The following is a 16,793-nucleotide window of genomic DNA, read 5'->3' as shown; positions in this document are numbered from 1 at the left end:
TAAGAAAAGTGGTGGAGGGAGCTGGATTCGAACCAGCGAAGGCTGAGCCGTCAGATTTACAGTCTGATCCCTTTGGCCGCTCGGGAACCCCTCCACACTAATTTTGTCGCATTTGGCCCACTTAACTTAGCGGTAAGAAAAGTGGTGGAGGGAGCTGGATTCGAACCAGCGAAGGCTGAGCCGTCAGATTTACAGTCTGATCCCTTTGGCCGCTCGGGAACCCCTCCAATGCAACGGCGCTGATAATAGCAAAGTGAGCATTTAAGTAAAGAAAAAAGCTAAAGAAATATTAAATAAAGCCGATAAATATCTATTACTAACTGCAATCGGCTAAAGTCTATGCAAATCGATGATTTGTTAATCACAGAGAGTCAACTTAACAATCGTCTTGCCAAAAGTGTCTCAGAACACCGTCGTGGCGAGTTTGCATTATTATTGGCAATGCTTTCTCATGACGTGTTAGATTTTAGTCAATTTCATCTCCCTAAAACCCCATTTGATGCACATGCTTCAACACCAAATGAAGCGCAATTACGTGAACAATTAGGGGCAGGGCCTGAGCAAGCATTGGCTCCAGATGAATTTGATATGCTCATTGGCCAACATAATGCACAGCTATTACAACAAGGCAGCATGGCAGATATTCGTTTACGTTCGTGCCTTGCGCCGGAACCATTAGTGATCAGAGATGATAAAAACCATATTCCACTAATGGTGATTGATAATTGCGAACTAGTCGTGCGAAAGCGTCATTTAGATAAAGAAACACAGCTGGATCATCCGCAAATGGATGCGGCTGCATTTTACGATAGCCTTAATAATGCAGATCTTCATCAACCCTTACACCTTGCCCAAGCGTGATATTAAGCTGTAATAATTATCGGTAAAAATATTTTATTTATTTTAGTGTAAAAAAAGCATCCACAAACTAAATGCAATTGCTATAATGACCCCAAATGGCATTTCCAATTTACTTGGTATTATTGCCATCATCATTAAATCAAGGTAATTAGGAACGTAATGAAGAAAACATTCACGCTGAATCACGAGAAAATCAAATACCCTCGCATGGTAGATGCTGCAAAGCATGAAGTAAAAAAGTATTTGAAAAGAGAGCGTAACAAAACGTTGCCAATTGATGCTGATTACTGGGCATTTGATTGTAAATTTGGTAACACAGCTGAAGATGCCCAAGTGGTGCACGTTGCTGAAATTAGCAACTCAATCAGCGAAATTGAAAAACAAGGCTTAGAGTCGTTTTATGTTGAAATCATTGCTAGAGCTGCACAACGTCAAGTGCAAGACTCTGATGATGAAATTTAAAAGTAATTGATTTAATGAAAGAATGGGCTAAGTAGCCCATTTTTTATGCTTGCAAAAAAGTAAGTCCAGCAGTTTATTTTGCACCTGGTTGGTGCGAAATAGATTTTTTATTTTATTTAAATAATGCAACTAATTGATTTATAAGTTTTTGTAAAGTTGGTTCTGTAATTGCTATTACTTTTAATTATGCAGTTAGGAGCAAACACATGGCAAGAATGAGTTATATCAGTAGCGTCGAACGTTACCAAGAATATCAAACCGTGATCCACGACTTACTTGACTCAGTGCTAGCAAGCTTAGAAGACGGTGTTAAAAAACAACAAGATAATCGTTATTTAATCGCTCAATACCCATTTTTAGAATTACAATACTGTTTAGATAAAAATGGCGTGCAGCTAGGTAACAATGTCTGCTTTAAACGTCAGTATATGAAAACCTTAAATAATCGTGGCGATTCACAGGATTTGAGTGAACGGCCGTATTTTCAAGGTATCCAACAACAGCAACATACTCGTTTTACGCCGCCCTATATTTCGATCGCGACCAATCACTTATGTATTTCAGCAATAAAATCGTTACATGCTTCATATGGCGAAAATCGCTATTTAGTGATTGATGTATGTCTAACGCAATTAATCGAATTTATTATGGGGGATCGTACTCGCGCCACGATGACGCCATTTTTTAAAGCGGGTTATGGCATTATTGTCAGTTGCTTATTTATCTTAGTGTTATTTTTACTTGGTAGGGTGTTTGGTGATATTTATAGCTTACTGTTTGTCCGCTCTATAGAAAATGATCCGCTCGAACCGTTTACGATCATCATTTTTATCACCCTCGCGTTAGCAATATTTGATTTAGGTAAAACGATTCTCGAAGAAGAAATTTTAATGCATAAAGATATCTTTAGGCACAGTTCAACGCGGCGCACTATCACACGGTTTATTTCAACTATTTTAATTGCAGTGTCTATTGAAGCGTTATTAACGATGTTTAAGGCAGCGCTGGGGCAGTCGCAGTATTTATTACCGGCAATTTATATGATGTTGGCGGTTGTAGGGCTATTGATTGCGTTGGCTATTTATGTGTATTTAGGGGCAAAAGCCGAAACCTTATTATTGAGCGCACAACGCAATAAGAAAGGGCATTAATAAAAATGGGGTAGGCGATGAATGCCTACCCCAACTCAACTTAATTTATTCTGCGCGGTCTTGGGCGCGACGAGTTTTAAAATCTGAATCGGCTTGCCATTTTGGCCAATCACCGTTGTTTGCCAATTGTGATGCGATATCAACAATTAACTCGATGTCTTGTTTTACACCACCTAATGACCACTGAGCAGAGTAATCATCAGCTTCTTTATGGTATTTATGAGCAATATAATCTGGATCTGTATCACCTAAACTCATAAACAGTAAACCAGGTACGCCTTGTTTAGCTAGTGAGAAGTGATCTGATCGGAAGAATAGGCCGTTTTGTGGCACGGGATCCATTTTTACATGACGGCCTTGTTTGCTTGCGGCTTTGCTAAGGTAGTCTTCCATTTGTGATAAGCCTTTGCCGTATTGCAGTATGTAATCGGTGCCATCTAGCACATTCATACCATCAATATTTAACAGAGCGACCATCTGCTTGGTAGGGATAAGTTCGCCACTGGCAAATTGCTCTGAGCCAATTAACCCTGTTTCTTCGGCGGTAAAGTTTGCAAAAATAATCGAGCGCTTAAACGGTTTTTGTTTATGCATGTTACTTAATATACGAGCGATTTCAATTGTGGCAGCACTGCCTGAGGCATTATCAACTGCACCATTATAAATTTTTGGCCCGCTATCAGTTTGCTTAGTGCCAAAATGGTCCCAATGTGCGCTGACCACAATATATTCATCAGGCGCTTCACTGCCCGTTAATTGCGCAACAACATTGTGTGATTTAGCGTGTGACACTTCGTTTTTAAATGCAAGGTTTGCTGTTAAATTAAGCGCAGTAGCTTTAAAGTCGTCGTTAAGTGCTTGTTGCTTTAATTGTTGATAGCTCAAGTTTGCTGATTTAAATAGCTGCTCGGTTGCATCGAGTGTTAGCCAACCCATTACCGGTAGTTCTGATGCGTTTAGGTTGTTATCCATCAAGGTATATTTTGTGCCTGTATTTGAGCTTTCAACTACGCCCCAAGGATATGCAGCTGGCGCTGTTTCGTGCACAATAAATACTGCGGCTGCGCCTTGGCGAGCGGCTTCTTCGTATTTGTAAGTCCAGCGACCGTAGTAGGTCATGGCGTTGCCGGTAAATAGCGCATCGTTTTGCGTAGCAAACCCAGGATCATTTACTAACACAACAACCGTTTTACCCGTTACATCAATATTTTTATAATCATTCCAATTATACTCGGGCGCATTAATGCCATAACCAACAAATACTACCTCTGAATTACGAACATCAATAAGTGGCTGTAATTGTTTCGTTCGCGCCGTAAAATCTTTTCCAGCGGTAAAGCTCAAGTCGCCAATTTTTAATTGCATGTTTTGATCAGCGGTTACCATCGCCATTTTTACCGGCTGTAAAAACTTATTATTATATGCGCCAGTTAATCCAAGCGCTTGGTATTGGTCACTTAAGTAACCCACAGTTTTTACTTCACCGCGCGTTAATGGACCGCGTCCTTCAAATTCGTCTGAGGCAAGGGTTTTAATATGTTGTTTAATATTGCTTAAATTTACACTGGTTGTATTGTCAAGCGTTGCCTGTTCTTGAGTAGGCTCTGAACAGCCAGTTAAGCCCAATAATAGAGTTATACTGAGTGATTTAAAAAGAGGAGACATAATTGCAGGTTTTTAAGGATACATACTGTGACTATATGGGGTGTCGGTTTTGCTGTCTAGTTTTTTGCCATGAAGCGCAGATATTTTTATAAAATACAATTAGTTGATTTTGGGTACTATGATTTAGTGATTGAATTAAATTTCGTTGGGTGAAAGGGACTGGCGCAGAAGTTGTGTGGGGAAAAGCTAAAAGCCAGCGAAGAGTGCTGGCCTTTTGCAACAAAATAACACGTTTAAGCGTCAGCTTTCTTTACGCGGATCTTGCTTTTATCAACAGTACTTTGATTCAATGCTTTTATTGCTACAGCAGCTTCTGCATCGTTTGGCATTTCTACAAAGGCAAAGCCTTTCGATTGGCCGGTTTCTTTATCTAGTACTAAATTACAATCGGCTACTTTACCGTGTTCAGTAAAAAGTACGCGGATCTCATGTTCAGTGATAGTACGTGATAAGTTTCTAACTAATAGTTTCATAAAGAACCATGTTTTAAAAATAACAGTGTGGATTGTCTCAAGGAAAAGCCGTTTGACCTAATGATTAATTGCAAACCGCAAAAATAGTTTTAAGCTGATAGCCAAAGAATAAAAAACAATTGAGAATCGCGTAATGAGAGCAGCGACGAATAGCGAAATTAAAACGGCACTGATTGTTTTAGGTGGGCCAAATAACAACGATGGTAGTTTATCAGTAATAGCAAAAAGCCGTTGTCAGCGAGCTTATCAAATATACCAAGCAAACCCCTCTGTTAAGGTATTGTGCACTGGCGGGTTTGGCGCACATTTTAATACCACTAACCACGCCCATGGTGAATATACTAAAAGTTACTTAATTGAACTTGGCATACCCGAATCTGCTTTTTTACCGGTGGCACTAAGCCGCTTTACCTTTGAGGATGCGTTACTCACTAAGCCAATACTTATAGCGGAACATATAACCGCGGCCATTTTAGTCAGTTCAGAATTTCATATTGCGCGAGTTCATTATGTATTTAGTCATGTGCAGCCTAATTTAGAGCTAACTCTGGTAAGTGCTAAAACGCCATTGTCAGAGATTAAATTAGCGCAGTTGTATGCCCATGAACGTCAGGCAATGCAGCGTGAGGAAGCGAATGTGCTTAAGCTGCTCAGCGCTTAAATAAGTCCGTTAGTTACTTGTAATCGATTGAAGAGCCTCTTTATTTGATGTTTATTCATAATCAACTATGAATTTGTCATGCAAGTTTCATTGAAAGTTCAAGTTAGTAATTATTAGGCATTAATTGCTGTCATTTTTACTGCTTACTATGACCACTCTAATTATAAAAAGTATAAATGGAGTTGTTGTGAAAAAATTTAAACTAAACCTATCGTTCGTTTTAGTAACAGTATTACTAGGCGCATGTAGTGATGGTAAAGACGGTGCTAATGGGACAGATGGCACGAATGGTAATGGCGGTATAGACGGTGCTGTTGGATTAAACAGCTTAGTTATGCAAACAGAGTTGAATATGGGCGATAGCAACTGTTGGATGGGCGGCATAAAAATTGATTCGGGTTTGGATGCCGACCGCAATGGTGCTTTAGCCACAACAGAGGTTACAAGTACGTCCTTTCTTTGTAACCCTGATAATTTTGGGAGTACCGGTGAGCGTCTATCTTATACCGTAATGCGCAACGAACTAGAAAATTATTATTACCCAGGATCTACTTTTGAGGTACGCAATGGTGGTTACGGCTCTGATATGGATGGTCACCCGATGAATACGACACAATTTTATGCTTTAACTGATCGTGGTCCTAATTCTAATTATCGAACCTCTCAAGAGGGCGCACCTCACGGTAATGGTAAGAAGTTCCCAACACCTGACTACACGCCGCGTATTGGTTTATTTGCAGTTCAGTCAACGGGTGATATCGCTAAGATTAAAGATATTTTGCTCAAAGATCGTGATGGTAACAATATTAGTGGCCTACCAAATTCAGCTGCATTAGGTGGAACAGGTGAAGTACCGTATACGACTGATGGCGAAGTTATTCGCGCAGATATGACGCAGCCGTATGACGAAGTTACTAACCCTGCAGTTTATGATGATTATGGTTTGGATGCCGAAGGTTTAGCTGCTTTAAAAGATGGTACTTTCTGGGTTAGCGATGAGTATGGTCCACACATGGTGCATTATGATGCTAACGGTAAAGAAATTGGCCGTATTAATGCATTTACCGCAGACATACGTACAGATGCTATTAATACTGATTACGGTTTGAAGATTAACTTACCAGCAGAGTTTGCTAATCGATGGGCTAACCGTGGTATGGAGGGGTTAGCGATCACACCTGATCAGAAAACATTAGTCGGCATTATGCAATCAAGCTTGGATAATCCGAGTAAAAACCGTACAGATTTAACTCGTATTGTCACTGTTGATTTAGAAACTGGCAATATTTCGCAATATTTGTATCGACAGGTTAAAGGGTCGAATTCTAACTCAGCAATTAAAGCGCTTAGCAACACGAGCTTCTTAGTACTTGAACGTGACGGTGCTTTTTATAACAAAGGTGATGAGACAGCACAAAAGCATGTTTATAAGATTGATATCAGCGGTGCGACCGATTTAGAAGCAGTTGCAGCAATGGGGGATATTGAACAAAATAGCAATTTAGGTTTAATCATTGCAGGTAAAACAATAGAGCAAGTTATAAATGATGCAGTTGATTATGATGCAGGTTGGGCTGAACTAGCTGCAAAGAATATCTTACCAGTGACAAAAAGCACATCGCCAGTTGTTGATATGGTTAACGAAGTTTCTTACCCACATGACAAGATGGAAGGTTTATGGCTTATCGATAATACGCGTTTGGGGGTGATTAATGATGATGACTTTGCTACTTGGTCTGAAGCCACTATTGGAGGGCCGTTAGGGCAAAAGTATTTAGATACTAATAATACTGTCGTTGATGGTAATACCTTGTATATAGTTGATGGTCTGGATTTATCACCTATTCAATAATCATAATGAATTCAAGCCGATTCACGTCGGCTTTTTTTATTACAATTTATAAAGGTTAGTGATGAAACATAAAAGCGAATTTGTCAGTGGTTTGTCATTATTATTAATTTGTAGCGCTGTTAGTGCCGATAATCCTGATGTGATTTCTCGATAGTATAAGGGTTTACTCGAGCCTAGCAAACTCACTTATAGTAATGAGTCGGCTAACGTAGACAGTTATTTTAGTGCATTTAAAGCCATAGTAGAGACGGCAATCTTACGATGTAAATGGCTCATTATCACTTGATAAGAACCGTACAGTTAAGTTTTTCGATACTCTAGGTAGCTGTCAGCTGCAAAATTTAGGTTATTCGTTTCGTGAACGAATCGAAAATGGTAATTCAGAAGTGACATTGAAATTTCGCAGTCGGGATCGCTATACCGCTAATTTCGAAGATTTATCATCAGCGACTAACGGCACCAAGACTAAGCTAGAGGCTGACTGAGGAATAACCAATTCTGATTACCAAGTAGTTTATAGTCATTCAACTAAAGCACCAAATACTCGTAAAATCAATGGCTTTAAAGATATAAATACGCATGACTCTGGCTTTGAATTAGAGTTTAGTTTTAATGATAATTTGATGCTGGCACAAGTCGGCAACTTAACTATTTACGAGCGTGTTTATAAAGGAGCACAAATTGACTTAGGCATCAATTGATGCACAAGTCAGTGTAACACTATGGTACAGCGGTATTCCCTCGGCTGGTCAACAGCTAATCATCGCGCAGCCATCGTTTAAATATGAAGACTTCATGGCTAATTATACGCAAAAAGTAGTGCAACGAGCTTTGATTGCGTTCGATGGTATGAATAGTTTAAGTAGTTGGAACCTCACAGGGGGGGCTGACTAAATCACAAGCCGTTTATCAATATAATCCTAGCTTTAGTAATTAAAGACATGCGAGATGAGTGTCGGTATCGATATAAATTGCACGTGATTAAGAAAACAAAAAGCCGTTAGTGATTTAATCCATTACTAACGGCTTTTTCAATTCTGTAAAAATGATTACTTCACTTCTTTACCCGCAGCTTGTTGATCAGCATGGTAGCTTGAACGAACAAATGGACCTGATGCGGCATGAGTAAAGCCAATTTCATCAGCGTACTCTTTAAGCGCGTCAAACTCTGCTGGTGGCACGTAGCGTTTTACAGGTAAGTGATGCTTTGATGGCTGTAGGTATTGGCCAACCGTTAGCATATCGACATTATGCGCGCGTAAATCACGCAGTACTTCTTCGATTTCGCTAATTTCTTCGCCAAGACCAACCATTAGGCCTGATTTAGTTTTCACTTCAGGGTGTGCTTCTTTAAAGCGACGCAGTAATTCTAATGACCATTTGTAGTCAGCACCTGGGCGCGCAAGTTTATATAAACGCGGTGCAGTTTCAAGGTTATGATTGAATACATCTGGTGGCGTTTCTATTAAGATTTCAAGCGCTCGGTCCATGCGACCACGAAAATCAGGCACTAAAATTTCGATGGTGATTTTTGGGTTATACTTGCGAATTTCACGAATACAATCAGCAAAATGTTGTGCGCCGCCATCACGTAAATCATCACGATCCACAGAGGTGATCACCACATAGCTTAACTTCATATCGCGAATAGTAAGAGCCAACTTTTCAGGCTCTGCGGCGTCTGGTGTTAACGGACGGCCATGGGCAACATCACAAAATGGGCAACGACGAGTACAAATTGCGCCTAAAATCATAAAAGTTGCTGTACCGTGATTAAAGCATTCTGATAAGTTAGGGCAAGAGGCTTCTTCACACACTGAATGCAGTCCGTGCTTACGCATGGCTTGTTTAATGCCGTCGATCCGCTCGGTTGATTTAGGTAAGCGAATTTTTAGCCACTCTGGCTTGCGTAACATTTCGTTTTTTTCAGTGGGTAATACTTTTACTGGGATCAACGCCATTTTTTCAGCGTCGCGTAGTTTTACCCCTGGTTCCATCTTGACTGGTTTATTCATTCGTTTTCAAACCCTTCAGTATACTTAACCTGTGTCGCATTAAGTTTTTTAATCATATGTTTTACGAGACCAGCACCTGCTTGCGCAAGGTTTTCTGGGCCGTTCAAGTCGGTTGTTTGCACCATGTTCATACCGGCGTAACCACATGGGTTGATACGTAAAAACGGACTCATGTCCATGTTTACATTCAATGCTAGACCATGAAAAGAGCAGCCACGGCGAACACGAAGTCCTAATGATGCTATTTTGCTATCGTTAACATAAACCCCTGGGGCATCTGCTTTTGCGTAGGCTTTAATACCGTAATCATTGAGTGTATCGATAATACACTCTTCAAGCCATGTGACCAATTCTCGTACGCCAATTTTCAAGCGACGTAAGTTAAATAATACGTACATCATTTGCTGGCCCGGTCCGTGATAGGTTACTTGACCACCTCGGTCAACCTTGATCACTTCTATGTCGCCAGGGGCAAGTAGGTGTTCATCTTTACCTGCTTGGCCTTGCGTGAATACTGGCTCATGTTCAACGAGCCATATTTCATCCGCATCATGCTCAGTTCGAACATCAGTATAGTTTTGCATTTGTTGCCAAATTGGCATGTAACGCTGTTTACCAAGTTGACGGACGATTAAGGTATTTTCGCTCACAGCTTACTCCGCTTAGCGTTTAAAGCATGTGTCGTACGTCATCAATCGCACTTATCACGTTATAAATTTCTTCAATATGAGTGCCGCTGGTCACGGTAACGACTAAGCTAACTGACTCATAATTACCTTTGCTGCTAGGTTTAACTTTTGGCGCGTAATCGCCAGGGGCAATAGGTTGTAACTTAGTTAGAATTTGGTCAGTTAAGTTGACGTTTGCCAACCCCATTACTCTAAATGTAAAAGGGCAAGGGTATTCTAAATATTCATCAAATTTAGTATTTTTTACCGGTGTAGCCACGACGTTGACTCCTCATACTTATGTGCGTTTAGTACTATTTTACTAAACAATAAACCGATTAGATAACCTGTTCTCGACCTTTATAGCAATTGAATTAATCGCTTACGTAAGACAATTGGTATTCTGGTTATTTGCGGGTTAGATATGGGGCGCATTCTACCATCTTTAAAGCAAAAAAAAACGCCTTGCTTTGCAAGGCGCTTATATTATTTGGTAGCGTTTTACATTATTTGTAAACGTAGGTAATCATAAATTTTACTAAAGAAGCTACCTTCTTCAACTTCTTCAAGCGTTACCAGAGGATACTGAGCAATTACTTCGCCTTCAAGTTGTAAAGATAAAGTACCTACGGTAGAGCCTTTCGCTAATGGCGCCTCTAAAACTTTATCAAGTTTAAAGTCGGCTTTTAAATTTTTACGTTGGCCACGCGGAATAGTGATCGGCGTATCAACTAAAATGCCTAACGATACATTTTCTTTGTTACCCATCCAAATACGTTGCTCGGCAAAACTGTCGCCGGCTTTGTAAGGTGTGATTGTTTCAAAAAGACGAAAACCATAGTTAAGTAATTTTTTACTTTCTACTTTACGTGCACGTTCACTCGAAGTACCCATAACCACGGCGATTAAACGCATATCATCTTTAGTCGCTGAACTTACTAAGCTGTAACCGGCTTCCGATGTATGACCGGTTTTTATACCATCAACGTTTAAGCTTTCATCCCATAACAGTGAGTTACGGTTGTATTGCTTAATGCCGTTAAAAGTAAATGATTTTTGTGCGTAAACTGCATACTCGTCAGGCACATCACGAATAAGTGCTGCACCTAAGGTGGCCATATCTCGAGGGGTTGTGAAGTGTTCGTTGGTATCTAAGCCATGGCTGTTAATGAAGTGGCTGTTACTCATACCTAATTTCTCAGCATGGGCATTCATTAAGTCTGCAAATGCGCTTTCGCTACCGGCAATATGTTCTGCCATAGCCACACAGGCATCATTACCTGATTGAATAATTATACCGTGGTTTAAATCATCGACAGTGACCTGCTTACCGACTTCGATAAACATTTTTGATGATTCAGGAAAGTTTTTAGCCCACGCTTTTTCGCTCACTGTGACCATATCGGTTGGGGCAATGTTACCCGCTTTGATTTCGGTACCAATGACATAGCTGGTCATCATTTTAGTTAAACTGGCAGGTGCTAGGCGAGTATCAGGTTCACCTTCAGCTATAATTTTACCTGTAGTAAAATCAACAAGAAAATAACCTTTTGCATTAACTTGAGGTGGGGCTGGGATGATTTGGGCGGTCGCAGAAAAAACGGCAGCAGAGCAAACAACGCTACACACACCGCTAATAATTTTGGATTTAATAGATTTCATCATACTCATTAATGGTTAAAGTTAAAGATTCGCGTTTACCTCATTCTAAAGGTGTTATTCACTATAAAGCAAGAACGCGTTTTGAAATTGATCCTGTTTTAATTTTTCAAGTACTTGCTGAGCTTGCTCAGCATTTTTAATTGGCCCTAAACGCAGCCTATAAATAGCATCTTTTTCCACAATATTAGTGGGTAATTGATATTGCTGGCGTAGGGTGTACGCTAATGCTTCAATATTTTCTAAGGTACTGCCTGCAGCGACTTGAATATAACTCAAACGCGCGGTCGAATCAGGCATTGTGATAGCCTCAAGCTTAACCTTGGCTGTACCATGATGATAGTAACCAAGTTTATACGCTGCTGCATAGGATAAATCGATTAAGCGGTCATCATGAAATGGGCCACGATCATTTACACGGACAATCACAGACTTGCCATTACTGGTGTTGGTTACTTTTACAAAGCTTGGTAAGGGTAACGTTTTATGAGCGGCAGTCATCGCGAACATATCATATATTTCGCCATTTGAGGTGTGGTAACCATGAAATTTGCGCCCATACCATGAGGCGATACCTTCTTCGCTATAGCCAGTTTCATCCAGCATCGGAGTATAGTTTTTGCCATTAACGGTGTAAGCGCGGCCAGCACTGGCACTTTTGGTAACTTTAGTGACTATGGCATCTTGCATTTCTAATTCAGTTGGCGCGCGAAGTGGTGCAGAATCATGGCGCATACTATACCGGTCACTGTGATTTATGCCTGAGGAACTACAAGCGCTTAAAACAATCATTAACCATGAACAACTGAACAACTTTAGACAGTAACGCATTACTTTAATAGCATCCTTTTATCAGTTGCGATAGACATAATAATGCCAAATCCAGCCATTAAGGTAACCATCGATGTACCGCCATAACTTATTAATGGCAATGGTACACCCACTACAGGCAGTAACCCTGATACCATGCCAATATTTACAAATACATAAACAAAAAAAGTCAGGGTCAGTGCACCTGCCAGTAATTTACCAAATGCATCTTGGGCATTAACCGCGATATATAAACCGCGACCAATGATGAATAGATACATGCATAATAAAACACATACACCAAAAAGACCAAACTCCTCACTAAGTACAGAGAAGATAAAATCAGTATGGCGTTCGGGTAAAAATTCTAATTGTGATTGGGTGCCTTGCAACCAACCTTTACCTTCAATACCACCGGAGCCAATTGCTATTTTTGATTGAATAATATGGTAACCAGAGCCAAGAGGATCGCTTTCTGGATTGAACAAAGTTAGTACCCGCTGTTTTTGATAGTCATGCATACCGTAATGCCAAAAAGGCCACGCAGCTAAAGCAACCAAAGCGCTCAAAAAGCCGATTAATCGCCAGCTTAGACCAGACAAAAATAATACAAATATCCCTGAACTGGCGATTAAGATAGATGTGCCTAAGTCGGGCTGCTCTTTGATCAGGAGTGTGGGAACCATAACAATGGTAAAACCAACAACTAAGTGTAGTGCTCTAGGCGGTAAATGATTACGGCCAATATACCAAGCCACCATCATAGGCACGGCTATTTTCATTAATTCAGCAGGTTGAAAACGGGTAATACCTAAATCTAACCAGCGCTGAGCGCCTTTGGAGCTGACGCCAAATAACAGCACCGCAACTAGCATCAGTAATCCAGCACAATATAAAGGAATAACTAAACGCTTTAAGGTCGCTGGTGAAAATTGCGCCAAAATAAGCATGCCTAAAATTGCGCCGCCCATCCTGGTAATATGGCGGATCATCATTGCCGGGTCTTGACCACTGGCGCTATAAACAACGGTTACACTGCCTGCCATCATTAATAGCAATGCCAGTAGTAGCGGCAAGTCAAGATGCATACGCACCCAGATTGAACGACCATCATGTAGAGTAGTCATGGTGTGTTATTCCTGGCAAGATTAACGGGATTTGCAGCAAAGTAGTAATCCATTAGTTGGCGAGCAATTTGCACACCGCCATGATTGTTTTCTAGAACAACAGAAACAACGATTCTGGGATCCTCATAAGGTGCAAAGCCTACATAGATAGTGTTATCACGTTGACGCTCTTTGAGGGATTTTGCATCGTAGCGTTCACCTTGAGCAATACTGACTATTTGTGCGGTGCCTGTTTTACCTGCTGAATCGTAATTTGTTCCTTTAAATGCTTTGTGAGCGGTACCAGAGGCTTTTTGTACTGTGTTGTGCATAGCATCTAAAGCGATTTGCCAATGGTGAGGTTCTTTTAAAAAAATCGGGGGTTTTTCTTCATTATTGATTTGTGTAACTTCATCGTCTTTTTTCACAACTTGTACTAAGTGTGGTGGGTGGTTAATTCCACGGTTCACTAATATATTCATCGCGTTTGCGATTTGTAGGGGGGTTGCGGTCCAATAACCTTGGCCAATGCCAACTGAGATTGTATCGCCACGCCACCATGATTCTTTAAAACGGCCTTCTTTCCATTCTTTTGAGGGCAAAATAGCCGTGGTTTCTTCATGAATATCAATGCCGGTTAAATCACCGTAGCCAAACTGTGCCATAAAATCACTGATTTTTGTGATCCCTAATCGATAAGAGACATCATAAAAGTAGGTATCGCACGACTCTTCAATGGCTTTGTAAACATCAACATGACCATGGCCCCAACGTTTCCAATCTCGCCATTTATGATCAACATTCGGAATTTGAAAGAAGCCAGGATCCCACATTGACGTTTGCTCGGTAACGAGACCTTCTTCAAGAGCAAGAACTGCCATGTGAGGTTTTACCGTCGATGCTGGTGCATAACGTCCTTGTGTGGTTCTATTTATAAGAGGTCGGTCAGGGTTTAATAGGGCTTTATAGTTTTTACTGCTAATACCGTGAACAAATAAGTTCGGATCATAACTGGGATTAGAATACAGCGCTAACACGCCACCGTCTTTAGCGTCCATGACGACTACAGCGCCACGCATATCTTTAAGTGCATGTTGGGCAATCTGCTGCAAGCCAACATCAAGGGTGAGCACTAAATCATTACCTGGTTGCGGAGGAGTCATGCTTAAGGTTCGAATGACACGACCACGATTATTGACTTCAACCCGCTGCGAGCCTACTTGGCCATGCAGCAGTTGTTCATAATATTTCTCAATACCGAGTTTACCAATATCATGGGTTGCACGGTAATTAGTACCTTGCTCTTGTGATTCGAGCTGAGCCAGTTCTTTTTTATTGAGTTTAGCGACGTAACCTAACGCATGAGTTAGGGTGTCTGCAAACGGGTAGTAGCGTGCCAAACGTGCTTCGATACTAAACCCAGGGAATTTATACTGATTAACTGAAAAGCGCGCTACTTCTTGTTCGTTTAAACGTGCTTTTAATACTTGGCTCTTAAAGCGACGGTTATGCTTTATATCATCAAGAAAATCGTTTTTTTGTTGCTCTGAGATATCAATAAATTGTGTCAGTGCTGACAGTGATGCATCAAGATCGTCAACTTCTTCAGGAATGACTTCTAAATTATAAACCGGTTTATTTTCAGCAAGCAACACACCATTGCGGTCATAAATAAGGCCTCGGTTAGGAGCAATAGGAATAACTTTAATGCGATTGTCGTTAGAACGTGTTTGATAATCTTGGTGATCATCAACTTGAATGGTATATAAATTGGAAAGTAAAACCGCGACTAAAATAGTAACAAATACAAACCCCACAAAGGCGCGACGAGCAAATAGGTTAGCTTCTGCTGAGTGGTCTCTAATTGTGGGTCTGTGTTTGCGCATGAGTAAATGTTACTCGCGATGATACGGGTGGTTATTGTTTAAGCTCCAGCCTCTATATAGACTTTCAGCAACAATAATACGCACCAATGGATGTGGTAGGGTCAAATTTGATAATGACCATTTTTGCTCTGAGGCAGCAATACATTCTGGTGCTAAGCCTTCAGGGCCGCCAATTAGCAAACTTACATCGCGGCCATCCAGTTGCCACTTCTCCATGTCTTTTGCTAATTGGTGAGTATCAAGCGCTTTGCCTGTTACCTCAAGCGTAACAATACGATTGCCTTTAGGGATAGCGGCTAAGGTTTTTTCGCCTTCAATATGCAAAATACGTTTAATATCTGCATTTTTACCACGTTTACCTGCGGGAATTTCAATTAACTCCAGCGCCATATCTTTTGGAAAGCGGCGCTGATATTGTGCAAAACCCGTTTCTACCCACGCTGGCATTTTGGTGCCAACGGCAATCATCTGTATTTTCACGTGTTACATCCAAGCTCTAGTAAAATTAGTGAGCAATTAGCTCCATAGTTTTTCGAGGTCGTAATAGCTACGTGCTTGATCTTGCATTACGTGTACGATTACATCGCCTAAATCAACCAGTGCCCATTCACCATCGCTTTGGCCTTCATAACCTAGAGGCTCTTGACCTGCGTGACGAGCTTCTTTTGCTAAATGATCAGCAATTGACAATACATGACGTTTCGAAGTACCAGAGCACACGACCATAAAATCGGTGATGTCTGAGCTTGCGCTTACATCAATATTAACCACATCACGTGCTTTCATATCGTCAATTTTGTCTATTGCAAAGGCGAGTAGTTGTTTCGTATCCAAGGTGTTATCTCATTTAAAAGTGAATAGCTGTTATTTTATCACGCAACTGGTATTTATTCATCACTTAGATAAAGTTGCTGTGATTGAATATACTGACTCACGCCAGTAGGAAGAAGTTCATTGTAATCTATGGCATTTTTAATCGCCTTGCGAATATCGCTTGAGGCAATAGCCATTTCTTCGCCAGCTAAAAAATATAATTTTCCACCAGCTTGCGTTGTAAGCTCTGCGCTATTACTACATTCTGCGGCTTGTTGGTATGCGAGTAACTCGCCATGGGCAGTGCATTTTAGGCCCGGGCGTTGAAATACCACAATATGACAAAGCTGAGTAATTGTTTGCCACTCAAACCATTTATCTAAGTTATTAAACGAATCCATGCCAATTAAAAATAATAATGGTTGATCTGGAAATTGTATGCGGATCTCTTGCAGGCTTAATAATGAATATGACGGGCCACTGCGATTGAGTTCGCGTAAATCGAGTTGAAAATATGGGTAAGGTGCAATCGCTGCATTGAGCATTGCGATGCGATGCTGCGTACTTATCCCAGGTGCAGTCTTATGAGCTGGAATAGCACAAGGCATAAAGTATAAAGTCGCTAAATTAAAGTGTTTTACACAGTGCTTCGCCATATTTATATGGCCTAAGTGAACAGGGTCGAAGGTGCCACCAAACAGTGCAATCATT

The 16,793-nt window shown here is 40.7% G+C and carries 17 protein-coding genes and 2 tRNA genes; 5 read left to right on the top strand and 14 right to left on the bottom strand.

Annotation, left to right across the window (positions count from 1 at the left end; translation table 11 throughout):
* Positions 1–9: 9 nt before the first annotated feature.
* Together H5203_RS18395 and H5203_RS18390 are read right to left on the bottom strand one after the other, a co-directional pair.
* Positions 10–94, bottom strand: a tRNA-Tyr gene (locus H5203_RS18395).
* A gap of 48 nt (positions 95–142) precedes the next feature.
* Positions 143–227 (bottom strand) — tRNA-Tyr (locus tag H5203_RS18390).
* A 112-nt stretch (positions 228–339) separates the two neighbouring features.
* Here H5203_RS18390 and H5203_RS18385 point away from each other — a divergent pair.
* The 3 genes from H5203_RS18385 to H5203_RS18375 all read left to right on the top strand — a co-directional run bounded on the left by H5203_RS18385 (position 340) and on the right by H5203_RS18375 (position 2,474).
* On the top strand, positions 340–861 hold the full coding sequence (locus H5203_RS18385; protein ID WP_149980741.1) for a VC2046/SO_2500 family protein: 522 nt from the start codon (positions 340–342) through the stop codon (positions 859–861).
* 159 nt (positions 862–1,020) lie between these two features.
* Positions 1,021–1,323, top strand: a complete 303-nt coding sequence (locus H5203_RS18380; protein WP_145241408.1) for a DUF6172 family protein — start codon at positions 1,021–1,023, stop codon at positions 1,321–1,323.
* 206 nt (positions 1,324–1,529) lie between these two features.
* Entirely contained in the window at positions 1,530–2,474 is a 945-nt protein-coding gene (locus H5203_RS18375; protein WP_145241406.1) for a general glycosylation pathway protein, read from the top strand.
* A gap of 45 nt (positions 2,475–2,519) precedes the next feature.
* Here H5203_RS18375 and H5203_RS18370 read toward each other — a convergent pair whose 3' ends face one another.
* Together H5203_RS18370 and H5203_RS18365 are read right to left on the bottom strand one after the other, a co-directional pair.
* A complete protein-coding gene (locus H5203_RS18370) occupies positions 2,520–4,139 on the bottom strand; it encodes a M28 family metallopeptidase (protein ID WP_182735576.1) in 1,620 nt (539 codons plus the stop codon).
* Positions 4,140–4,372: 233 nt separating this feature from the next.
* Complete coding sequence (locus tag H5203_RS18365; protein ID WP_145241401.1) at positions 4,373–4,612, bottom strand: RNA-binding protein; 240 nt, start codon at positions 4,610–4,612, stop codon at positions 4,373–4,375.
* A gap of 133 nt (positions 4,613–4,745) precedes the next feature.
* On the opposite strand from H5203_RS18365, the gene H5203_RS18360 reads away from it, so the two are divergent.
* Positions 4,746–5,273, top strand: coding sequence for a YdcF family protein (locus tag H5203_RS18360; protein ID WP_220495326.1), 528 nt, complete (start codon positions 4,746–4,748; stop codon positions 5,271–5,273).
* A gap of 187 nt (positions 5,274–5,460) precedes the next feature.
* Entirely contained in the window at positions 5,461–7,125 is a 1,665-nt protein-coding gene (locus H5203_RS18355; RefSeq protein ID WP_310736564.1) for an esterase-like activity of phytase family protein, read from the top strand.
* A 1,049-nt stretch (positions 7,126–8,174) separates the two neighbouring features.
* On the opposite strand, the gene lipA is transcribed toward H5203_RS18355, so the two are convergent.
* From lipA to nadD, 10 genes are all read right to left on the bottom strand, one after another.
* Positions 8,175–9,140, bottom strand: coding sequence for a lipoyl synthase (gene lipA, locus H5203_RS18345; protein ID WP_145240533.1), 966 nt, complete (start codon positions 9,138–9,140; stop codon positions 8,175–8,177).
* Positions 9,137–9,790 (bottom strand): lipoyl(octanoyl) transferase LipB, encoded by a 654-nt coding sequence (gene lipB / locus H5203_RS18340; protein WP_145240535.1) that lies wholly within the window; start codon positions 9,788–9,790, stop codon positions 9,137–9,139. Before lipB ends, lipA begins: the two co-directional genes overlap by 4 nt.
* Before the next feature lie 19 nt (positions 9,791–9,809).
* On the bottom strand, positions 9,810–10,088 hold the full coding sequence (ybeD, locus tag H5203_RS18335; protein ID WP_145240537.1) for a DUF493 family protein YbeD: 279 nt from the start codon (positions 10,086–10,088) through the stop codon (positions 9,810–9,812).
* Positions 10,089–10,309: 221 nt separating this feature from the next.
* A complete protein-coding gene (locus tag H5203_RS18330) occupies positions 10,310–11,470 on the bottom strand; it encodes a serine hydrolase (RefSeq protein WP_182820070.1) in 1,161 nt (386 codons plus the stop codon).
* A 54-nt stretch (positions 11,471–11,524) separates the two neighbouring features.
* On the bottom strand, positions 11,525–12,298 hold the full coding sequence (locus tag H5203_RS18325) for a septal ring lytic transglycosylase RlpA family protein (protein ID WP_145240541.1): 774 nt from the start codon (positions 12,296–12,298) through the stop codon (positions 11,525–11,527).
* Positions 12,298–13,404 (bottom strand): rod shape-determining protein RodA, encoded by a 1,107-nt coding sequence (rodA, locus tag H5203_RS18320; protein ID WP_145240543.1) that lies wholly within the window; start codon positions 13,402–13,404, stop codon positions 12,298–12,300. The genes H5203_RS18325 and rodA overlap by 1 nt, the downstream gene beginning before the upstream one ends.
* Entirely contained in the window at positions 13,401–15,269 is a 1,869-nt protein-coding gene (gene mrdA, locus H5203_RS18315; RefSeq protein WP_145240545.1) for a penicillin-binding protein 2, read from the bottom strand. The genes rodA and mrdA overlap by 4 nt, the downstream gene beginning before the upstream one ends.
* A 9-nt stretch (positions 15,270–15,278) precedes the next feature.
* Positions 15,279–15,749, bottom strand: coding sequence for a 23S rRNA (pseudouridine(1915)-N(3))-methyltransferase RlmH (gene rlmH / locus H5203_RS18310; RefSeq protein ID WP_145240546.1), 471 nt, complete (start codon positions 15,747–15,749; stop codon positions 15,279–15,281).
* Positions 15,750–15,785: 36 nt separating this feature from the next.
* Positions 15,786–16,103, bottom strand: a complete 318-nt coding sequence (gene rsfS / locus H5203_RS18305; protein WP_145240548.1) for a ribosome silencing factor — start codon at positions 16,101–16,103, stop codon at positions 15,786–15,788.
* 53 nt (positions 16,104–16,156) lie between these two features.
* Complete coding sequence (nadD, locus tag H5203_RS18300) at positions 16,157–16,792, bottom strand: nicotinate-nucleotide adenylyltransferase (RefSeq protein WP_182732179.1); 636 nt, start codon at positions 16,790–16,792, stop codon at positions 16,157–16,159.
* Between the last annotated feature and the right edge of the window lies 1 nt (position 16,793).

It is taken from the genome of Pseudoalteromonas sp. SG41-1, assembly GCF_014164575.1.
In the GTDB taxonomy this organism is placed as follows: Bacteria; Pseudomonadota; Gammaproteobacteria; order Enterobacterales; family Alteromonadaceae; genus Pseudoalteromonas; species Pseudoalteromonas rhizosphaerae.
This window is presented reverse-complemented; position numbering and strand designations above follow the sequence as displayed.

Excerpts from the sequence above, each read along its gene's own strand:
- H5203_RS18385 (WP_149980741.1), top strand. The coding sequence starts at position 340 with ATGCAAATCGATGATTTGTTAATCACAGAGAGTCAACTTAACAATCGT.
- H5203_RS18380 (WP_145241408.1), top strand. The coding sequence starts at position 1,021 with ATGAAGAAAACATTCACGCTGAATCACGAGAAAATCAAATACCCTCGC.
- H5203_RS18375 (WP_145241406.1), top strand. The coding sequence starts at position 1,530 with ATGGCAAGAATGAGTTATATCAGTAGCGTCGAACGTTACCAAGAATAT.
- H5203_RS18370 (WP_182735576.1), bottom strand. The coding sequence starts at position 4,139 with ATGTCTCCTCTTTTTAAATCACTCAGTATAACTCTATTATTGGGCTTA.
- H5203_RS18365 (WP_145241401.1), bottom strand. The coding sequence starts at position 4,612 with ATGAAACTATTAGTTAGAAACTTATCACGTACTATCACTGAACATGAG.
- H5203_RS18360 (WP_220495326.1), top strand. The coding sequence starts at position 4,746 with ATGAGAGCAGCGACGAATAGCGAAATTAAAACGGCACTGATTGTTTTA.
- lipA (WP_145240533.1), bottom strand. The coding sequence starts at position 9,140 with ATGAATAAACCAGTCAAGATGGAACCAGGGGTAAAACTACGCGACGCT.
- H5203_RS18330 (WP_182820070.1), bottom strand. The coding sequence starts at position 11,470 with ATGAAATCTATTAAATCCAAAATTATTAGCGGTGTGTGTAGCGTTGTT.
- H5203_RS18325 (WP_145240541.1), bottom strand. The coding sequence starts at position 12,298 with ATGCGTTACTGTCTAAAGTTGTTCAGTTGTTCATGGTTAATGATTGTT.
- rodA (WP_145240543.1), bottom strand. The coding sequence starts at position 13,404 with ATGACTACTCTACATGATGGTCGTTCAATCTGGGTGCGTATGCATCTT.
- mrdA (WP_145240545.1), bottom strand. The coding sequence starts at position 15,269 with ATGCGCAAACACAGACCCACAATTAGAGACCACTCAGCAGAAGCTAAC.
- nadD (WP_182732179.1), bottom strand. The coding sequence starts at position 16,792 with ATGATTGCACTGTTTGGTGGCACCTTCGACCCTGTTCACTTAGGCCAT.